Annotated in this window: 1 protein-coding gene (running past one end of the window); it reads right to left on the bottom strand. The window is 52.7% G+C overall.

Features of this window, described 5'->3' with window-relative positions; genetic code table 11:
* On the bottom strand, positions 1-23,706 hold the 5' portion of the coding sequence (locus WC772_01690) for a DUF2341 domain-containing protein (GenBank protein MFA6169468.1). Its footprint begins 4,035 nt before the window's first position; only the first 23,706 of its 27,741 coding nucleotides appear in the window; the start codon lies at positions 23,704-23,706; its stop codon lies beyond the left edge, outside the window.

Below are 23,706 nucleotides of genomic sequence, written 5' to 3'. Positions count from 1 at the left end.
GCTGGTCGATTCAAGGGTCGCCGGCACCGGCCACGAATAAACGCCGTCGTTCGGCTCCTGGCTGGCAATTTGCGTCCAGGTTTCTCCGGTATCGAGGGAATAATAAAGCGTGATCGGATTGGCCTTGAAGCCGCATTCTTCGGTCGCCACCCAGCGGAGATCATAAGAAGCGCCCGAGGAAACAACTTCACCGCTCTGCGGGCTGATAATCGTTACTTCCGGCGAGGTCGCATCGATGACAAAAGTGACATTGGATTCGTCGGAACCGGTATTATGCAGGTCGCCGTTAGCCTGAACAGAAACTCTAACCTTGACTTCCGTGGTTGAGATCAGCGGAGTGGTCCAGGAGTAAGGGGCGTCAACCGCTTCCTGGGTCGCCACTTCTATCCAGGCGGTCCCCTCGCCGGTCGTGTAATAAATTCTTGCTGAATCGGCCAGGATCCCTTCCCGGTTGCTGGCGGCAAAGACCACTTCGTAGCTGACCCCGCCGCGCCAATCTTCTCCCCCGTTGGGAGCTTCGATCGTCACCAAAGGAAGAGACGGATCGGCAAACCAGTCGTAGGCTCCCCGATCGGTCCCGGCCGGCGTGCCGCTCGCCCTATTTGGGGAGATATCTAACAAGTGGTAATCATGCGTAGCCTGGCTCCAGAACCCGGGCTCGACAGAGATGTCGCCGATATCGGGCGAAACCCCGTTCCAATCTGTCGCCCAATTATAAACGTCATTGTAGCTGGGGGTAAGGACCGAAGTGCCGCTCCAATAAACCCCGGTCCCATATCCCCGTCCATAAATTATATTGTTCTTCAACAACAAAATACTACTCAAGCCGCCGGTCGAATCGGTGCTATAAAACCCATATCTGGCGTAAGATGAGTTTTTGCCGGCAATCGTATTCCTGTTTACCAGGCCGGGAGAACCCGAAGGAAAATTATAACCATTGACATAAAGATCATAATTGTAATTATTAATTACGTTCCGGTAAATTTTCAGAGCTACCGGTCTTGATACAAATATTCCATAAGTAACAGAGGACATCGGATTAACTGCTTCCCCGGAAACATAATTTCCTTCGATCGTTACCATACAGGTATTGGGCCCAAGTGAACTATCCCCCGCGTAAATCGCCTTTTCCCAGGCAGCGTAGAAATTGACTACATTATTTTTAATATAAGTTTTCCAAAGACCGGTAGACCTGATCTGACCGTTAATATTTAACCCTTCAATTGTCGTAAAATTATGCATCACAAAATTGCCGGTCAAATGGTTGCCATTGAGGTTCCCCACCTCCGTGCTTGGGGTCACGCCGTGCACATACCGCTCGACCCCAAGCTGGAAACTGCTCCCCCACTCCCCATTGGCCACGGAGTAATTTCCATTGCCGATATTAATATTATAAATGGTGTAACGGTTCGCTTTGCTCAACGTCCGCCAGGCGGTCGCCCAGGAGAGCCCGTCTCCGGTCGCGTCACTCCCCTCGCCACTGACAAAGGATTCGGCTATATATGGTGAGTAAGCCTCTCCAGTTCCATCATACGCTCCAATATTAACCCCGCCGATCCCGGTTCCGATACACGGTGAATCATAATAAAGCCGGTAATCACTGTTCCACGGCTCGACAAAACGAGGGTATAGTGAGATCGTATTGGAAATATTCACTCCATTAGGGGCGTAAACATCGATCCCGTTCCGCCAAATTAGATTGGTATCAAACCGCTCTTTCCCTCCGCTGTAGGGATTATAAATGCCATAGCCTTCGACTGTCCCGTCAAGCGCGGCGGCATAGGAAATAATATTGTTCGTTACTTCGGCGGTCGCGTCGTTAAAGGTATCGCCGGTAATCCCCTGCGGCGCATGAACAATCGTGTTCCGGTCGATATTGGAAACCGCGTTGGTTATACCGGAAGAATCACCATCTTCTCCGTAAAAAACGGTCATTCCATCAATTAAATTGCGGTAGATATAATATCCCTGTCCGCCATTATCCCATGTCCCGCCCGTCAGACCAAAAGCATATCCGCCAGGAGTCAAGGAAGTATTGATAAGTTCATTGGCTTCAATGGTGGTCAACGAACCACGGCGCAAGTATATGTTCCTCGCGTCATTTGAGCTAAACCGATTGTTTCTAAGATAGTTATTATTCCAGCGGACCTGAATAAGCCAATCATACAAATCATATATGCCGTTGATAATAGAAATCCCTTCAATAGTTGAGTTTCGATCGATATGCAGAATTTCGGTCGCGGTTGAGTTGGCGTTAATTATGGAAACATCGCGTCCCGCCCCCTGAAGATGATGGTTGTAGCCAAACTTGATCGGGAAGGACTCGCCGGCCGCCGCGGTATACTGCCCGCCGCCGATATTGATTTTCCGCTCGGTATATCTGGCCGCCCGGGTCAGGGTCCGCCACGGGCTGCCGATCGAGCCATCTCCGGTTGTGTCATTGCCGCCTCCGTCAATGTATGATTCCGCCCGATAGGGGGAACCAGCTTCACCCGCCCCGTCATAAGCGCCGATATTGACCACCCCCCCCTCACCGGCGTTAATACATGGAGAGGTGGAATAGAAGCGATAATCACCATTCCAGGGAGCGACAAAATGAGGGGAGGAGCTGATGGCGCCAAGCCCGGCCGACACGCCGGAATCATATTCCGTTTCATTCTGCCAAACATTGTTATAGTTACAAGAATAAACCGCGTTGGAGTTTCTCTTTTTAATCCCATTTGAACCATAATCTGTCCCGCTCGAATAACGCCAGGTGTAATAGATGTCGCCATCAAGCCGGGGTTGGTTCATGACAATGTTATTCTTAACGGTCACCGTCTGGGTTGAAGAAGAGGTAATACCATCATGGTTCATCACTAAAGTATTCCGGTCAACCGTCCCGCCGTAATTGTCTCCATTAATATAAATGCCATCCCCATACTCCCTGACCTCATTTTTATAGATCGTCCAGTTGTTAATGGTGTCATCAAAATAGTTGTAAATCCCAATACCCCGTCCGGCCGGTTTGTCATAAGATAAATTTCTGGCAGAATTAACTAAAATATTGCCGCTGGCGTTAAAATAACCGTCGCAGGCGGAGAGCGCCGTATCCTGGGTTTGGGTAGTCAATCGATTGTTGAGGACCGACGCGTACTGTCCATTGATCACGATCGTTCCGCCAAAGGAGATATAAACCGTCCCCCAGAACGGCGACCAACCATAGACCGCGCTCCCCCCTTCACCCAGGGCCAGCAGGTGCATTCCTTCTACCGTCGTGTAGCTCCCCATGGTGAAGGCGGCGGTAGCGGCCAGCGCCTCCAGCGTAACCGTATCCCGGCTCGCCCCGGAAATATGCATCCTCTCACGGAGGTTGATCGGGGTAGTGTCGCCATTTGCCTGGTTGTAGGTCCCGGCCAGGACATTGATCTTAGTAATGGTATATCTTAAGGCCTTACTGATGCTCCGCCACGGGTTGCCGATCGAACCGTCGCCGGTCGTGTCATTGCCGCTCCCGCTGACGTAAGAATTATATTGATAAGGCGACCCGGGAAGACCAGCTCCATCGTAAGCCCCGATATTGACCCCCCCTTCACCCAACCCAAGACACGGATTGGTCCAGGTCCCGGTTGAGGCGTAAAGCCGGAAGTCTTGAGCGTCATAATCGTAAAACCCGGGGCACTCCGACTTATTGGTCGCGTCATAGGCAAAGGCGCCGCCATAATCGGCCCCGTTGTTCCAGGTATCGTTATAGCCGTTGATCAAGCCGGCGCCGCCGTACAAACCGACGCTGTCCGACGCCGCGACCGCGTCAAGCGACGGCTGGTTGACCATAATATTGTTCTTCACCGTTCCGGCCAGGGCGTAAACGCCGTACCTGAACCTGGCGATCGTATTTCGATTGATATACGCGTCGGTCGCCCTGACGCCGTAATTGGTATAACCGTAGATTGCCGTCGTTTGGCGGTAAATAGTGTTCCCTTCGATCGTCGGGTAACCGGCATTGGCCAGGATAGCGTAAGTGTAATTTTCCGCGTTAATAATATTCCTGGAGACGACCACCCCTTCAAAAGAAGTCGTCAACAGGGCGTTGCCGCCGTTCCCTTTCAGGAAGAAACCCTCAAGCCGGGCCGCTGTCTCCAGGCTGACCGCCGTGCCGGCGCCGCCGTCTTCTTCGATCGTCGCCTGGCCGGTTACTGAAGCATAAACGTTCCGGCCGGAAATGGTGACCGGGAAAGTTTCACCGGCTGATGTATTGTAGGTTCCCGAAGCGGCGTAGATCGGCTTGCTCGCCGCCGCCGCGGTCGCCGCGTAGGTCAAAGTCTTGAAAGGCCCGTTGTTGCCGCTCCCAACTTCCGACGTCAAACCGTTATAGCTGTTGTTGCCGGTCACCGGATTAACGTAATAGGCCGCCTCTGAAGTAACGGCAAAGATCCCCGACTCTTCGGTCACTACGTTGCTCCGGGTCGCGATGATCTTGATCCTGGCGGTATCGGTCGCGACCTCGGTGACAAACCAGGGGAAACTATTATCGTCAGCCTCCCCGGTCGCCAGATCAGAATAGGTCGCGCCGCTGTCGGCTGAATAATAGATATCGATCCGATCGGCCGTCCCCGGCGAGACCTCCCAGGTAATGTTATGCCAACTCCCTCTCTGCCAGACGTCGCCGGCTAGCGGCGCCCCGATGGTTAGTGAGATCGGGTGGTCGTAGTAATAGGCCCCCATATCGGCCCGGGTAGTGTCGGGGTCGTTGTATTGCGGGTCGGGATCGCCGGCGTCGATGCAATTGGAAGCCGCCTGCAGGTGATAGTCGTTACCGGCCGCGTCGACAAACTGCGGATCGTCAAAAATAGTCCCGGTCCCGCCGCCGACCGTCCCTTCGTAAGTCACGTTAACCGCGTATAGGTCGTTATAGTTGGAATTTACCGTTCCGCCGGTCTGAACAATCCCTTTGACCGTTTCGGTAGTAGTATATCCGCCAACGCTCCCGGCAATGATCGTGTTTAAAATATTAGCGTTGACCGCCGACCTGATCCCGACGTTGCTCTTGGCGATCGTATTTTTGTTGATGGTAAAGGTCCCGCCGGCGACGCAATTGATGCCGCCTTCCAGCGGATCGAAATAATCGCGGATCTCGTTCAAAGTGATGTTACCGTCGCCGTTGAGGTAGATCCCGGCCTTTGATCCGCCGTCGAGGCCCATGATCACGTTGTTCCTGGCGATAAAGTTGGTACAGGCTCCGGCTTGATAAATACCATAATTAGCGGTAATGGTGTTCCCTTCAACAGTAATACTGTCGCCGCCAGCCAAATAAATGCCGTCACTACCGGAAGAATGGTTGGTAATAACGTTGTCGCTGAAGACAACGTTGTTGGCGCCGCTGCCGACCGAAATGGTCCGGTGTCCTTCGGAACTGATGGTGTTGTTATAGACCCGGCAATTATCGCCGCCCGCGTCAATATGCAGGGCGCGGGCATTCCCGCTCGCCGCGCTAAGCAGAAGTTGGTTATTGTTCAGCCTGGCGTTCGGCCCGGTCACCTTAACCCCCGCATAATTACCCGTTGCGGCGCTCCGCACGACAAAACCTTCCAGGGTCCCGTTCCCCTCCACAGAAACCCCGTCGGTCTCGAGAAGGCCGGTATCGATCTCGGTCGTGCCGGTCCCGGAAAAGACCCGGCCGACAATAATGATCGGGAAAACCTCGCCGTTGTCGGCGCTGAAATCACCCCGAGCGACAACGGTTGAGCCGGCCACATCCTGGGTCCCGGCGTAAGAGAGGGTCTGCCACGGTCCGTTGCCGCCGGAAACTTCGGTCGTTAACCCATTGTAATTGTTCGCCCCATTTATCGAATCAACGTAATAGTAAGTGGCCGGGGTGATCGTGAAATTGCCGTCTGATTCATCCGTTGACAACCCGCTAAGCGCGCTAACGCCTTCAACCTTAACCCTGGCCTGATCGGTAAAAGTGCTGTCAACCAGCCAAGAGTAGGTCCCGTCATCGGCCTCGTTGGTAGTGATTTGCTGATAGCTGGCCCCGCCATCCCTGGATAAATATAAATTGATCGAAGTCGGGAAACCGCTCGACTGCCAGGTAATATTCCGGGCGCTCCCCGCCTGCCAGACCTCGCCGCTATTCGGCGCGGTCACCCTGACGCTAAAGTCGTAGTCATACGCCCCGCGGTCAATCCCCAGCCCTTCCGGCGTCCCGGTGTCGATACAGGGAGAATCCGGCTGAAGATAATAATTCCGGTTATTTGGATCGTAGAATTTTGGATCAACGGTGTTGTCGCCGCTCCCGGCGGTCACATTATAGTAATTGGTATCGTTGGCAAAGAAAGTATTGTACCGCGAAGTGATCTGATTGGTACTGTTACTGTAAAGACCGTAGGTCCCGGTAGCGGAATAACCCCCGACTTCGCCGGCAATAATATTATTGGTCATGATAATATCAGCGCTGTTACTCCTGACCCCGCGATTATTTTGAACTATCGTATTTTTGTCCAGAAGGAAATTGGTCCCGGTTGAATAATAAAGATATATGCCGCCATAGGTTGAACTTTGGTAACCGCGCACCTCGTTGGAAGCAATCGACCCGTCACCCGAAAAATACATCCCGGCATAGGTCGAGGTCCCCGGATGGGTCGCCGTGATCTTGTTGCGATCGATCGTTACCCCGCGAAGATAATTAGGATAATAAGAATAAATCCCGTAATCGGCGGTAATTGTATTCCCTTCAATGGTAATGCCGTAAATATTACCGGTAGAGGCTTGATAGAAGGCAATCCCGTTGCTGTACCAATTCGAAAATAAAGTGTTATCCCTGATATAGGTCAGCGGATAATAATTATTTGAATAATACAAGGCGGAATTATATGAATAGATATTATTCCCGATAATATTCGACCGACTGCCGTCAATAAAAACGGCATTACCGCTACTCTCCTGGGAAATAATATTATTCAGCAGGGTAACATTGGCGCCGTTGACGTAAACGCAGGCATAACTGCCGTTGTTCTTTTTAACCGTAAACCCTTCAAGAGAAATATTGTTTCCCAGGACCAAATTGTGGGCGGCAGTCGCTCCGGCGTCAATTGTCACCAGCGCGGTCGAAGGATACTTGCGCAGGGTCGCGGTCCCCAGGTTGAGAGGGAAAGTCTCCAGTCCGGAATAGCTCCCCTGCAGGGCGTAAACCGTCCCTTCGGTCAGGGAGAGCGCTTTGGTCATGGTCCGCCAGGGGTTGGCAAAAGTCCCGTTCCCGGTCGTGTCGCTCCCAAAAGGACCGACATAAGACTCGCTGGTAACAGAAGATGGTGTTCCAACGCTTGCAAAAGCGCCGCGGTTGCCGCCGTCGTCCGCCGCCGCGATACAAGGGGAATCGGCAAGAAGGCGATAATCGTTGCCACTCGGATCGACAAATTTAGGGTTCTGTTCGTTATCCGCGGTCTCGTTAGAGACTGTCCCCACATAATTGGTCGCGGTATTGAAGAAAGTATTATAAGAAGAATCGACGCCCTCCTCGTACTCTTGGACCTTGATCCCTTCGCTTCCGGGAATAAATGTCCCCAGGACCGGCGCGGCGGAGATAATATTGTTTTTGATGATATTACTGCCGCTAGTCGAATAAACACCCCGGTAATTCTTGACCAGGGTATTGTGGTTGACGGTAAAGTAATTCGGCGGAACGGCGTCGCAAACAATCGCCGCCCGGTCACTTAGCGCGGCCTGGAACCCGCGCACCTCATTGGAAGAGATATTTCCCGAACCCCCCAGCACCATCCCATAACCGCCGCTCGCCGGTGTTTTCGCCTCAATAGTATTTGACCTGATATCCAGGTTCAGACAACTGGCGCCAAGGAAATAGATGGCGTTGTCGGCAATAATCCGGTTCGCTTCAAAGGTCAGATTCGGCAAAGAGCCGCTGGTAGCGTAAAAGCCGTAGCCGCCGGTCCCTGAATCAAGGCTGGTGAAACTATTGTTCCGGAAAATGGTATTCGCGGCCGCGAGCCGAACAATAAAGTTATCGGTGGAATAGAGCTGGTTCCCTTCAAAAAGATTTTCTCCGCCGTAAGCGGTCAGGGGGGCCATCGCGGTCGATTCGGACGAGATCAGGTTATTCCTGACCACCGCGCCGTTAGCGTTAACATACAAACAAGCCGAGTAGGCGGTCCCGCTTTTTCCCCTGACGGTAAAGCCTTCGAAGGAAATGTTGTCCTTTTGGATAATCACCGTATGGCCGGCGCTGGTATTGGAATTAATGACGACCGTCGATTGCGGGTCGTATTTGCGCAGTTCCGCGTAAGTTAGGGAAAGCGGGAACGTTTCGCCGCTGGTAATATTGTCATAGACCCCCGGCAGAACATAGATTGTCCCTTCGGCGGTCGACAGGGCGTAAAATATTGTCTTCCACGGATCGGCATAGGTCCCGGTCCCGGTGGAGTCGCTCCCCTGGTTAGAAACGTAAGATTCGGTCGTTATCGGGGAACTTTGGGCGACCGCGCCGTAGCAACCCCGGTTCCCGCCGTTATCAGCGGTCCCGATACAGGGGGAATCGGCAAAAAGGCGAAAATCGTTGGCGGCGGGATTAACAAACCTGGGATTAAGAATATTGTCCTGGTACTGGCTGTTGGCCGTGCCGGAATAAGCGGTAGCATTGTTAAACAGGGTGTTGTATTCTGATGTCGCGACCCCTTCAACCTTAATGCCGATACTCCCCGCAACATACCCCCCAAGAGTCGGCGCGGCGGAAATGATATTATTTTTTAAATAATTTGAAGCGTAAATATTGGACGTGCCAGCGGAAATGCCGACTAAATTTTTCGCCACGGTGTTGTTCTCGATCGTCGCGATGGAACTTGTGTTGGTCACGATCCCATAACTGTTGCTGTCAATAAACCCATTAACTTCGTTTGAGGAGATCAAGAGGAGAGGCCCACCAACGGAAATCCCGCTGGCATAGTCATTCCAGCCGCCATATTTATGAACAACATTGCCTGATATTTTAACGAAAGCGGCGCCGCTGGCTTTAATGCCATCATCAAACGCGAAGACGGTGTTCCCTTCAGCCGTCAGATCCCCCTGATGGACCCAAATAGCGATACCGGCTTCAGCGGTAATAATATTGTTGTTTACGGTTTGATTAGCCAATCCGTACTTGAAATCAACCGCCCCATAGTAATCATAATAACCGGCATTAGCCCTGATCTGGTTTCCCGAAACCAAACCATTGTTGGCATTTTCATTAAAGTACAAAGCCCTACGATTACCGGATGTTTTTGAATTAGTGATCCGGTTGTTAAGGATCGAAACCCGCGGCGCGGCAACGCGAACACAAGTGTTATCGCTGCTGCTGGTATAAAGAGTTATCCCTTCAAGAGTTGTCCCGGCCACTCCCAGGATCAGCGTATCATTGGCGGAAGCGCTGGAATCGATCGAGACTTCGGAAGTCGCGTACAGCCTCTGCATCGAAACGTAAGTAAAGTTAAGGGGGAAAGTCTCACCGGCGGCGTAGCTACCGGAAAGAAGATAAACCTTCCCACCTTCAGTCAGAGAGGTCGCTTTAGAAATAGTCTTGAACGGACTAGCTAATGAGCCGGTATTGGAATCACTCCCCAAAACCCCGTCAACATAAGAGTCGGCCAGGAGGCCGGAGCTGGCGACAATATCACCGTATTTCCCCATGTTTGATCCGTCGGACGCTGTCCCCTTGCACGGCGAATCGCCGTAGAGGCGGTAATCGCTTGCCGTGGTCGAGACAAAACGGGGAGAGGCGTTGATTTCACCAAAGGTCGCCTGGGTCCCGGCCGCCAGGATATAACTTGTTTCGTTGTTAAAAACACAGTTGTGGTGGACCAGCGCGTACTGGGTCTGGGTGGTTATCCCGGAACTGTCGGCGTAAAAGCCCCCCAAGATCGGGGCGGCGGTAACAATATTATCAAAGACCTCAATCGAATTAACCGAACTCCCGGAAATATAGAGCGACTGTTTATTATTGACGATCGTGTTGTGCCTGATCCTGGTCAAGCCGTTATATGAAGAAGTCGCTGTAACCTTGACCCCGGTCGTATTGTAGCCGCTGACCAGGTTCGCCTCGATCGTCCCCAGACATTGGGTCATTATGATCCCTTCGGAACCGGCCCCCGAAATTGACCGGATCGTGTTATTGTAAATATTAAAAGAGTTGAACCCGCCGTTAATTCCGCGGTCAGCAATAATAGTATTCCCCTCGATCGTCACCAATAAATTGCTATAGTACGAAGAAAATGCCAAGATGCCGGTCCAGGTTGTACTAAGATAATTATTTTTCACCAAGATCCTGGATTGATCGCCATAGTTCTTAAAATAAACCAAAGTGCTCTGGCCGGCGATTCGGTTCCCTTCGAGGCGACAGTTAACAACGTCTTCGGTCAAAGCAACCGGATTGCCGGGATAACTAGGCCAAACCACGGTTGACTCCTGGGTAATGTTATTGTTAATGACTACAGTATTATTTCCGATGACATTTAAAGTGGCATAATAGGTATAATCATTAGTCGCGTAAGCTTTACTTTTTAGAGTAAAACCTTCAACCGTCCCGTTATTTCCCACTCTAACAGTATCTCCCGCCAGCAACACAGAATCGATCGTCGCCGTGTAAGTCTGCTGGGCGGTCAGCCAGCGGTCAGTTGCGGTAATAGGGAAAGTTTCATAGGTTTGAAGGTAAGTGCCCGGCATCACCCAGATCCGATCCCCCGCCTGGCTGTTGGCCAAAGTGTAAGTAATGCTCTGCCAGGGGCCGTGGGTCACCCCGTCGGTCACGAAGACTTCCGAGGTCAAGCCGTCATAGCTCTCGTTGCTCCCTATCCCGACACTGACGACATATTGGGTCGGCCGGGAAATGGTAAAGCCCGCGTCTGATTCGTCGGTTGAGACCAGGACGCTGTTTTTGATCGCTTCGACCCGGACCTTGGCCTGGGTCGTCGGCCGGTTCGGCACAAACCAGGAGTAAGAGCGGTTCAGGCCCGAAACTTCGGTCGTAATTGTCCGGTAGCCGGTCGCTTCGTTGGTCGTGTAGTAGAGGTTAAATGAACTCGGCAGGCCGGTCGCGCTCCAGGCAAGGTTCCGCCAAGAACCAGCCTCAAGATTTTCTCCCCCATTCGGGAAAGTAACGGTCGCGACAACCGGCGTATAAAGCTGGAGGGTAAAGGCCGCGTCCGATTCGTCGGAAATGACTTGCCCCCCCTTCACCGCTTCGACCCTGACCCGGGCCTCGGTCGTGGTGATATTGGCCACCCGCCAGTTATAACTTCTTAGCAGGCCATTGACTTCGCTAGTGATCAGGACATAGGCGTCGCCGGTCGTGTAATAGAGGTTGTAGCTATCGGGAAGCCCGGCCGCTTCCCAGGTGATTTCATGCCACGATTCCCCTTCCCAAATTTCTCCCCCATTCGGCGTGGCAACCTCAATTGAAAGAGGAGGAGTATAAATGGTAAAGGTATCGGTCTCCATGGTCGCGATGAGTGTTTGTTTTAGCGCCTCGATCTTGATCCGAGCTTCGGTCGTGGGGAAATCGGAGACCAGCCAACCGTATGACCGGTCGGCCCCGCCTACTTCGCTGGTGATCAGGACATAGGCGTCGCCGGTCGTGTAGTAGAGGTTAAACGAGGTTGGCAGACTGACCGCTTCCCAGCTGATCCCATAGATCCTTCCCGCCTCCAGTATTTCAGCGGTTACCGGCTGGGTAATGGTCGCCCCCAGTTGGCTGATCGTAAAGTTGGCGGCCGATTCCCGGGTCGCGATGAGCCCCAGCTCTTCCGCCTCGATCCTGACCTTGGCTTCGGTCGTCGCCGGCGCCGGAATGGTCCAGGTATAGGTCCCGTCATCGGCCTCGTCGACCGCGATAGAAGCATAAGTCGCGCCGTCGTCGATCGAGTAAGAGAGATCGATCGCGGTCGGATACCCTTTGGTCCGCCACAGAATTTCGCTGGTCCCCCCGATTGTCCACTCTTCCCCTCCGTTTGGCGCGAGGAGGTAGACCGCTGTCCCGTCGTAGGCCCCCAGATCGGTCCCCTCCGGCGTGCCGACGCCGACGCAGGGGGAGTTTGGTTTCAGGTGATAGTTACTATTATCAATATCAATAAACTGGGCGTTAATCGAGATCGAACCTTCGCGGGAAGTGACGCTGGAATAAAGGGTTTCACAACCGTAAACGTCGTTGTAGTACGGCCGGGTGACGCCGCCAGTCCCGGAACGGTAGATCCCGATGCTCCCGACCGCTCCCCCGGTCCCGCTTTCAACGGTCGGGGCGTTGGAAATAATAGTGTTGTAAATATACACGTCATTATCGGGAGTTTGGATCCCGACCAAATTCTTGACCACTGTACAGCGGTTAATATCGATATCAGTAGTCGGAGTTGTTCCGGCCGAGCCGGCATAGATGCCGACGCCAAAACCGCGGACCTCGTTGGTGCTGACTAGAGCCGAGGCGCCGGTCAATCTGATGCCGCTCCCGGCGGCGGAGCGACCGATAATGAGGTTTCTGCTTACCCGGGCGTTAGTGGCGCTGGCTAAGTAAACAGCGTAGTTTGTCCCGGTATAGCCAATGGTATTTCCATCGATCACAATATTGCTGTCACCAAACCCTGAAGTCAGGGGCGAGGTGCCGCAGTTGGCCTCAACAGTGTTCCCGCTGATCACCAGGTTATTGCCGGAATCGTAGAAAACATTACCGGCAGAGGTCGGCGCGGTGACGGTGTTTCCCAGGAACGAACCATTGCTCAAACCGCCAAAATCAAAACAGTAGGAATTGGCCCCACGATAAAAGCGGCTGTTCCTGACCGTCCCGTATTCGCCGGTGTAATCAATGATCCAATCCCAGGTCGGACCGCTGTAAGTAAAAGAGAGCCCTTCGACCGTGCAATAGCGCCCGATATTGACCATCGCGTCAGAAAGCGCCATCCCTCCGGCTTCCAGGGTGGCCAAGCCGCTCCCGTCCCCGGAAAGGACCGTCCTGGCGTTCAAAGTAATGGGGAAACTCTCCCCCGTCGGGCTGGCCGGGGCGGCGTAACGGCCGGGAAGAATATTGATCTTGCTAAGGGTCCTGGGCAGGGAGTAAGTAATGGTCCGCCACGGATTGCCGATCGTCCCATCCCCCGTCTCGTTGCTTCCGCTCCCACTGATATAGCTCTCGGTTAAAATCCCGGAACTGCTCCCGATCGATTCGTAATACCCGATCACCCCGCCGTCGGACGCGGCGCCAAGACAAGGTGAATCATCATATAAATGGTATTCATCGGTCGCGACATCAACAAATTTTGGATAGAGATCAAAAAGGTCATGTGACCCATAAGAATAGGAAGAAGCGTTGTTGAAATGAGCATTGTAATCGGCGTCTAGAATACCGCTGAAATATTGCAAGCCGATATTGGCGGCCGCATCCCGCAGACCGGGGGCCCCACTGATAATGTTGTCGTAAACCCGGGACTTATAGGTACTATAATAGCCTTCGATCCTAACCCCTGTCCCGTTTTTAATAATCGTATTCTTAATGACATTGACCGGGTAATCAGGATCACTGCCGCACTGTTCAAGATGAATCCCAATCCCAAAGCTTCTGATCTCACTGGATGAAATAGTACTCCCATAACCGCGGAGCATGTAAATTCCTATGCCGGAACCATTGCCGATCATCACGTTCCGCTGAAAACGATGATAAGAACCATAAGTATCACGAACTAAACTGCCGCTGCCGGTGTAATTGAAGCGGTTCGCTTCGATCGTCGCCCCGGTCACATAGTTGACCCAGGAGATGATCTGATCGGCGGAAGCGTCAAAAGTATTGCCGGCCACGGTCATATGCTTGCCGTTGGTATTGATCCGAATACAATACGTATTGGTCCCGGTATTGCGGAACCAGTTCCCCTGGATCAAGTTCCCGCTGGAATCATTATAGATGGTATTAGTATTGACGCTCCGGATTAAGGTGTTGTTCCTGATCACCGCGCCGCCGCCGCTGCTCGCCAGGTTGATCATGTACTTGGCCGAATTGTTGGCGAAAGTGAAGGTCAAGCCTTCTATCGACACGGACCGCCCAATCACGCTGAAGAGGTCTTGGGTAATTGCTTCCCCTTCGATCGTGGCCAGACCGGTCCCCTCTCCCACGACCCGGGCATTGTCGCCTAAAAGCAAGGGGAACGCTTCGGTCGTGTTGTTGTAAACCCCGGCCAAAACATGGACCACACCGTCCGTTTGTGGCAAGGCATAGCGGATGCTCCGCCACGGATTGGCAAACGAGCCGTCCCCGGTTTCGTCACTCCCGCTCCCGCTGACGTACGAATCGCTTAGAATGCCGGAAGATGACCCTTCAACCGTCGGATAAGCGCCCTGATACGACCCGTCGGAAGCGGTATTTTTGACCGGGGAATCGCCGGCTAACCGGTAATCGTTGGTCAGCGGAGCGACAAATCGCGGGTAGAGAGTATTGCTGTTGGACCCGGTCGTCAGAGTCCCGCTATAGGCGGCCGCACAACCGTAAAAATTGTTATAGTCTTCGCTGACCGAAAGGGAGTTTCCGGTGATCCCGGTCGTCACCCCAATCGCTCCCAGCGTAACCGCATTATTAATGACATTATCCTGAATGGCGACGGTGCCGGTGCTGATCGCCCCGTTGATTCCGGTGGTACTCGATTTAACGACCGTGTTTTTCCTTATATACAACGCGCCATTAGCGGTAGCATTAATTCCGGTAGTAAAACTGCGGACCTCGTTGGTCGTGATGTAACCGCTCAAAGTCGCCAGGATCCCGGTACCAGTTCCATTGCCGATAACAACGTTGTTTTGTATGGTCCAGCCGGTCGAGGTGCCGGCGTTAATGACGGAGCCGGAATTGTTGTAGACAAAACGGTTCCCGTCGATCACCGCGTTGTTGCTAGAACCCCGAAGTAAACTGCCCGACGCCGACCCCTCCACTGTGTTGCTGGAAAAGGTCAAATCGGTATAATTACAATAAATGACATTATAATTAGCGGTACTGGTCTCCGACATGTAGTTCCCATAGATGTACGCATAATTAGCGCTGGCATCGATCAATTGCGGCTGGTTGGTCCTCACCAGGTTACACCGAACAACCCCGGCTGATGCTCCGCCGATATCAACCAGATAATAACTGGAACTGCTGTTACTGGAGCGGATCGATAGCCCTTCCAGAGTAGACGACGCCCCCAGGTCAAAAACATCGCTGGCATTGGCAAGGGCGTCAAAAGTGGCCTGCCTGGTATAAGTGGAAACGACCAGCTTGGTATTGTTAATGCTGATCGGGAAAGTTTCGCCGGAAGCGGCGGTATAGGTCCCCGGCGCCAAATTAATGATGGAGTAAATGGGAGTATTCGCCGCCGTGTAGGTCAGGGTTTTCCTGGGGCCGGTCGTCCCGGAAATGTAGACCGGAGTCAAGCCGTTGTAGCTATTGTTGCCGGTGTAGACGTTGACATAGTAATCCCGCTGGGCGGTCATCGAGAATTTGGCATTCGATTCGTCGGTTACCGTCCCTTCGGTGCTGACCGCTTCGATCCTGACCCTGGCTTCGGTCGTCACACTCCCCGCCACGAACCATTCATAACTGCCGGTATCGGGCAGACCGCTGGCAATAGAGGCATAAGTCGTTCCGTTATCGACCGAATAATACAAGTTGATCGATGATGGGTTGGTGATCGCTTCCCAGGTGATCTGCCGGTATGAGCCGATCGACCAGCTCTCTCCGCCGTCCGGCGAATAAAGCTTGAGCGGCGGTTGATAATATGTGTAAGCGTCCAGCGTCGCAACGGACTGGCCGTCCGGGTTGACGACCTGGACATTAACGGTCCCGACAGGATGGGTCGGGGCCAGGGCCTTGATCGAGCTTGAGCTCTCCCAGGTAACGGTAGCGGCCGGGGTAGTTCCAAAATTAACGGTTAAAAGCTGGCCGGTTTCAGTCGCTTCAATAGCCGCCGTGGGAAGAGAGCCGGTATCGTAGAGCTGATACTTGGTGTTCAGGTATTTTTCCGCCCGCTGGCGTTCGTCGGTCGGGAGAAATTTGTTGAAAATAATCAGCTCCGCGATGTAACCGGAAAGCGGATACAAAGTCGAAGAATATTCCAAAGCGCCGACCCGCAAATAGAGCGGATTATAATAAGCTGAAGTGTTTAAATTTTGATTCTGCAGGGTCCCATTCATGTAAATCGCTCTTTGCGCCGCCTTATGCTCGCCATAAAAGAGGTTATAATTGGTCGTGTCGCTGAAAGAAAAAGAGGCCTGATTCGCAAGCTCATCATGAGGCCGCCACTTTATCAGCCCGTCCATGGCGATCAGCATGATCGTCTTATTGGTCACGTTATTCTGATCTGAAAGATCGAATAAAGCCCGGTTGGTAAGATTGGTAAATTTTCCGACGACTAAAGCCGATTCCTGGGTGGTGATCCCGGTCAAGCTTGATCTCTTCAGCCAGTCGCCGCCGTCAAAATAAACCGCCGGAAACTGGTTCAATTGATTGGTTCTTAATCGAGGCTGAAGGCTGGTCGTCCCAGGTTGTGTAACCGTATTGCCGCTGCCGCTCATGTCGGTCCAGGTAGGTATATATGCCCAATCAATCGTCTGGCCGGTCCCGTCATTCGCTTTCAGCCAAACTTTGTTCCCCGCGTCGGCCAGGACCGGAATAGTATCGGCCAGACTGCTTTGCGAAGTCAGGGCCGGATCGCCGTACATTAAATAAACATATGAATTCCCGGACAGTAAGGTTGGAACTTTAACCCAGATCAGGGTCCGGGCCGTATTTAAGTCCGATTCTACCCAATAGCTAAGGGGGGTCGCTTCATCGGACGCGACGAACCGGATATCGCCGCCGTCGGCTTTCATCTTCCCCTGGGCGATCAGCGCGGCGGTATCGACGATCGCCAGAACCGGATAATTGGTTTCCGCCGGTCCGGGATTATTGAGATTGATCTTCCGTCTGATCCCCTCTTTATAAAAGCCGGAGCCGGTAATTGTCACCTGGTTGCCGCCGTCAATCATCCCGGTAATGGGATCAACCAAAGTGATCGTCGGCGGACCATTGGTAATGGTAAAACCGCTGGTCAAAGTTCCCGCTTGTTCTCCGGGATTTGTGATCACAACATTATAGAGGCCGCCTTCTTTGCCGGTAAGGTCAAGATCGCAGGTCAGCTGGTTTTCACTTATAAAATTCACATCGGTCGCGTTAATGTCAACCGCGCCCGATCTGGTCAATTTGACCGTCGCGCCGGACTTAATCCCGCCGCCGCCAACGGCAACATCATTAAACGACTGGGTATTGACCCCGGTATTCGGATTGATCGAATTGACCGTCGGAGCTGAAAAAACTATGGTCATCTTACTGGTCGACTCGCCGCTCCCGACATTCTGGCTGATCGTATTGTCGGTCACGGCGACCTTGACCCTGACCTCGGTCGTGTTGATATTCGGCACCGTCCAGTTGTACGGCGAAACGACCGGCGCCTCCGACGTTATCAGATACGGATAAGTCGCTCCATCGTCGATGGAATACCAGATCCCGAGAGAATCGGCCTTGATCCCGTGCTCATCAGTCGCGGTAAAAGTTAGGTCATGGCTGGTACCGCCAACCCAGCTCTCGCCGCCGCTCGGAGCTTCAACCGTGACCACCGGCGGCGCTTTTTCCAGGTAGGTTACTTCCCAGCTGACGCTCCACTCCCCCCAGTTCCCCACTCCGTCCCTGGCAATCACCTGCCACCTATGGAGCCCATCCCGCAGGTTGGTCGTCGGCTCAAAAGTTACGACATTGCCAAGAAGATAAGTGTCGTTATCGATAGCAATCTCATAACTGGCCACGCCGGAGAAATTATCCGCGGGTTGCAGCCAACTGAACATCGGCCGCGACTCGGTCGTCGTACTGCCGTTGGCCGGCGCTTCCAGGGTCGGCGCGTCAGGCCCCAGGCTGTCGACGGTAAAGACATCGCTTTCCCCGGTCCCGATGTTGTGATTAGCGGAACTATCGATCGCCTCAACTTTAATCGCCGCCTCAACTGTGTTCGCGGCCGGCACTAACCAGAAATAATTGCCGCTATTCGGCTGGCCGGTAGCAATGGCGGTCCAGGATTCAGCCGAACTTAAGCGATAATAGAGGCTGACCGAATCGATCCCGCTTTCATCGGTCGCCGTCCAAGTTACTTCATAAGTCGCGTTCCCCCGCCAAATGTTCCCAAAAGTCGGGTTGGTGACTTCCACGCTCGGGGCGATTTGATCAGGCGTGATCGTAAAGAAGCCGCTCTCCCCCGTTCCAATACTGCCAATTTTGGCCCCCTGGATCAGGACTTTCGCTTCGGTCGACGGGTTATTAGGGATCGGCCAAGAATAGACCTTGCTATTTGGTTGGCCGAGAGCGATCGGCAGCCAGACTTCCCCAGTCGTGTAATAAAGATCGATCGCGGTCGGCCGTCCGCTGGTCTCCCAGATTATCTGCCGGGAACTACCGATCGACCAGACGTCGCCGGTCGCCGGAGCGGTCACGAAGATCTGAACGTAGCCGACGCCGAACTGATAGCGGCCCATGTCGTTCCCTTCCGGGGTGCCGGCGTCAACGCAGATCGAGTTTCCCCCCAGTCGGTAATTATCAGTGGAAACATTCACGAACTCGGGGTCTTCGTAAACATCTCCGGTCTTGTCGGTAATCAGGAGATTGGTATTAGTTTCGTTCCCGTAAAAGGAATTGTAGCGGGAAATCGAAGTACTGCCATTCCCCGCGTCGAGCATCCCGTAACTGCCGGCCAGGCCGACGCCGCCGGTCTCCGGCGAGCAGGCCAAAATAGTGTTGGTCACGGTCGCCGAATAAGCGGCGCTCGCCTCGTTCCGCCAACCGACCAGGCATTTCACGATGGTATTGTTGTTAAAAGTCATATCGCCGTTATTCATTTCGGCGACATAAATACCGGAGCCGAAACTCCGGACTTCGTTGGAGACAACCGAACCGTAGCCGACCAAATAGAGCCCCATGCCGGCGCCACTGGTGTCGCCCCCGATAATAGTATTGTCATGAATATAAAAGTTATTGATCGAAGAACTTACGTAAACGCCGTTGCCGCCGCCTGCCGCTTGGATAGTATTGGCCTCGATCGTTAGATAAGTATTAGCGCCGCTAACGTTGATACCGTCTCGATCAGCGGCAGAATTACTGATCTGGTTATTGGTTATCCGATTAAAACTTCCAATCCTCATATTAACGGCCTGCCCGCCAAAGCCGCTGTCATAACTCCCCGTGAAAGTGTTTCCTTCGATCGTCCCGGCGCTCCCCTGATATTCGAGGCCGGAACGCGCCAGGCTGCCGATAAAAGTGTTTTGCGCCACCCGAACATTATTCCCGACAACCTGCAAGCCGTAGGCGTTATTGGAAATTTCCAAAGTACACTGGGAGACCAAGGCCTTGTTGTTATGTATCGCCAACGCGTATTGAAAGCCGCTATCCTGTTGAATATCAAGCCCGCTAACGACGGAATTAAGACCGGCGTAAATAATGTTGACCCCGCTCCCGGTCCCGTCAATTATCGGCGAGCCGGCAGATGCCAGCAGTTGGCGATCGTCGCCTAAATAGATCGGGAAGGATTCCCCGAGCAGGCCATCATAAGTCCCGGCTAAAACGTGGATCGTCCCTTCGGTCGAAGCCGAAGCCCGGGTGATAGTCTTCCAAGGGTTACCAATCGTCCCGTCGCCTAGCGTATCATCGCCGGTCAAAGCGCTAACATATGATTGGCTGGGCAAGGTCAGGGAAGCCCCGATCGCGTTATAGCGCCCCATATTGACCCCAAATTCTCCGGCACCAACACAAGGCGAATTGGCATAAAGCCGGAAATCATTCCCAGTCGGGTTAACGAACCGGGGGTTGGTAATAATATCGCTCACTCCCGCGCTAACCCCGGAAAAGTGTTGCATATTGTTAAACAGGCAGTTGTAATCGGAAACAACCGAACCGGCCCCGCCGTTATAAAGACCGTAACTGCTTGCAACTCCCCCTCCCAAATTCGGCGCGGCGGCAATAATATTATTTTTCGCGATTATCGTTAAAGTATCGCTGTTGTTGCTTACCCCTCCCTGGAAGCCAACGATCGTATTCCCTTCGACCGTTAAAGTCCCGCTGCTGTCCCACTGCCCCTCGATCGCCGTGTTAAACGATCGGACTTCGTTGGAGACGATCGTCCCGTTGCCGTAAAGGGAGATCCCGGTCCCGTTGTTGTAATCAAGGCCGGTTATCAAATTGTTTCTGATTAAAACATTATCGGAAGAAGCGCCCGAATCGAAATAAACCGCCTGACTGCCGCCCGGGCCGGCAATAACGTTATTTTCAATTATCGTATTACTGTTGCCGCGCCTGAAGTAAAGAACCTGATTGCCGTTCGCTTCGGAGAAATAACTGTTTCTGATGATATGACCGGTCGTCAAGACGTTAAAATACATCAATCTGCCTAATAAACTGCCGGTCAAAGTCCCATTATTGATCGTAAAATTGGACCCGTTGATCTGGTTGCCGCCGCCATTACCGGTAAAGGAACTGTTAAGGAAAGAACCATAACCGCCATCGACCAAAAAGCCGCCGGCGCCGTTCGTGACTTCCAGAGAACATTGATTTACGTAGCCATAATTATCGCTGTAATAAACGATATAGCCAGTGCCGGCAAGGTTGCGAATAGTAAAACCTTCAACGGTCGAAGCATAATAAAGAGAAAGAACATCGTTGCCGCTGCTCGATTCGATCGTTTTAATCCCCGCCCCAAACCCGACCATGGCGACCTCGTCGGGAAGATAGATCGGGAAAAATTCCCCAAGGACCGCATTGTCATAGACCCCTTCCTTGACTAAAATTCGTTGTCCGCCGCCGACCTGACCGGTCGCGTAGGTCAGCGTCTGCCAGGCCTGGCTTTCCGACGTGCCGGTGTTGCCGTCGTTTCCGTTGACCGCGTCGACATAAACATCGGTCGTTACGGTGTATGTCCAAAGCGGGCTGTAAGCGCTCCAATTAGCGGCCTGATCTTTGGCCCTGATCTTCCAACTATGCGCGCCGACCCCGGAAGTTGGAGTTGAAAGGGTCGCCGCGCCAAAAGTCACGACCAGAGTAGCATCAAAGGTCAGCTCGTAATTGGCTACTCCGCTCAAGTTATCGGTCGATTCCTGCCAACTGATGGTCGGCGGCAAAGCCACAATCGCCCCGTCGGCCGGAGAAAGGAGGACCGGGACCGAAGGGGGCTCGCTGTCAATTATAAAGGGGGCAGCGCTGGCGTCATAGCCGATATTTAAGGCGCCGGAGTTGTCGATCGCTTCAACGCTGACCAGCGCCTCATTGGTGTTATAAGCCGGGAGAAGCCAGGAATATGAGCCGGTGTTGCTCAAACCGCTGACGATCGCCACCCACCCTTCGCCGGTCCCATAATAAAGTTTAACCTGGCTGATCCCGCTCTCATCGGTCGCCTGCCAGGTAATATTATGAGTTTGCCCTCCCCCCCACTTTTCACCCCCATTGGGAGCTTCAACCGTGACCAGCGGCGAATCAAGGTCGTTATGCGTAAAACTAAAGAGCGAACTCCAGCTCCCCCAGTTCCCCGCCCCATCCTTCGCCCGGACCTCCCAGGTGATCGTCCCATCCGGCAGATTGCCGGTTGGGGTATAGGCAAGGACCGCGCCAAGAACGCGAGAGACGCCAGCCACGTTGATCTCATAGCTGACGATCCCGGACAGGTTATCGCTCGCCGCTTCCCAGGTAAAAGTCGGCTTCCCTTCGGTTATCGTACTCCCATTGGCGGGGGTCACCGGATTAGGAACAGTAGGCGGGGTACTATCGACAATAAAATAGGCGCTCTCCGCGCTCCCAACATTATGAGCGGTTGAATCATCGATCGCCAGGACCGAAACAATCGCTTCATTAGTATCGATCAACGGCGCGGTCCAGGAATAAGCGCCGTCATTCTGCTCTCCGGTCGCGATCGTTTGCCAGCCTTCGCCGGTCGTATAATACAATTGGATCTCGGCAATTCCCCCCTCATCGGTCGCCAGCCAGGTAATGTTAAACGACATACTGCCGCCAATCTTACTCCCGGAGTTCGGCGTAAAGACTTCAACGCTGGGATAATCGTAAGTCGCGACTATTTCAAAGGGGCCGTCGCTTTCAGCGGTCACCACCGCGTTAGCGGTATTTTCAGCTTCAATCCTGACTATGGCTTCGGTCGTGTTAACATCGGGCAAGGTCCAGAGATAAGAACCGGTATCGCTTAAACCGGTCGCGATCGTCTGATAGGCTTCCCCGCTGGTGTAGTAAAGTCTGACCTCCGTCGGATCCCCCTCGGTCGTCCACCGGATCAGGTGCTTACTCCCTGCCTCCCAGGTTTCCCCGCCGTTGGGCGAAATGAGGTTGACGCTCAATAAATATTGATAGCGACCGATGTCGGTCCCGGCCGGGGTGCCGGCGTTGATACAAGGAGAGTCGGGATTAAGATGGTAATCATTATTATTGGGATCCTTAAAGCTGGCGTTAGTTAAGATATCGCCGGCCCCCTGGGAAACAACAAAATAATTCGTTGTATTATTGTACAAATCATTATAGTTGGAGACGAAATCATAAGTATAGTAATCATAAATACCGTAGCTGCCGGCAATCGGGGTCCCGCCGACTTCCGGCGCGCTGCTGATAATATTATTATTGATCGTCGTCGTATAGCTGGTTGCGGTATAACCATATATGCCGTTATAATTTTTAACTATAGTATTGTTGCGGATCGTCATGTTGCCATATCGCTGGTAGTCATATATGGCCATGTAATAATTGGAGACTTCGTTCGAAGTGATCGAACCGTAAGAACGATAAGAATAAATGCCATAAGCATAATTCTGCCAATCACCGCCATTCAAAGTGTTCTCGGAAATATCATAATTATAATTGTAGTAATACAGGTAAATAGCGTTCGAAGGCGAGGAGAAATTATTGTTCTTTATGATCGCGTTATTATTGTAGTTATATAAATAGATGCAAGGACCCGAAGACAAAAAATTATTGTTCCGAATTATTAAGCCGTAATTATACCAATAAGCGTAGACCGCCCGATTGAAGCTGCCGGTAAAACGGCACCCCTCAATAATGTTATTGGAGTTAACGGCGCTGCTAAGATAATAATAGACGGCGTAAGTCGCGGCGTTAAACCCGTAGAAGCTCGAGTTCCTGACGATATTATTCAGCGCGGCGGTCGACTGAAAGTAAACTTGATAGGTGTAATACGCCCCTTCGAAAGAACAACTATCGATCAAGCAATTTGAAGTCGTGATGTTGATCAAAGAATAAGAAGCATAATCGCTCGACCCATTATGTCGGATGGTAATCCCTTCAAAAGTCGTGCCGGAACCGGAGACGGTAAAGAGGTTGGAATTGGTGCCGTAAGCCCCTTCGACCAGCGGCGTCCCGCTCCCCCACTTCTGAAAATAGCGCTTGGTCGCGACACTGATCGGAAAAGTTTCGCCGAGCGACGCGTTGTACGTGCCGGAAAGCATTCTAATCGTGTCGCCGGAGATAGAATTGGCGACGGCATAAGTAACGGTCTGCCAGGCCTGCCCTTCGGACAAGCCGATGTTGCCGTTGCTGCCGGCAGGACTAACATAATAGATCGCCGCCAAAGCAGGCAGTGAAGTCAGCAGATAAAGAAAAACCGAGGCAGTAAACAACCATATTTTTACAGGTCGCTTCAAATGCCTGGTCAT

It is taken from the genome of Candidatus Margulisiibacteriota bacterium (assembly GCA_041661965.1).
Classification (GTDB): Bacteria; Margulisbacteria; WOR-1; order O2-12-FULL-45-9; family XYB2-FULL-48-7; genus XYB2-FULL-45-9.
Note: the sequence above shows the minus strand (reverse complement) of the source record. Positions and strands in the feature narration are given on the sequence as shown.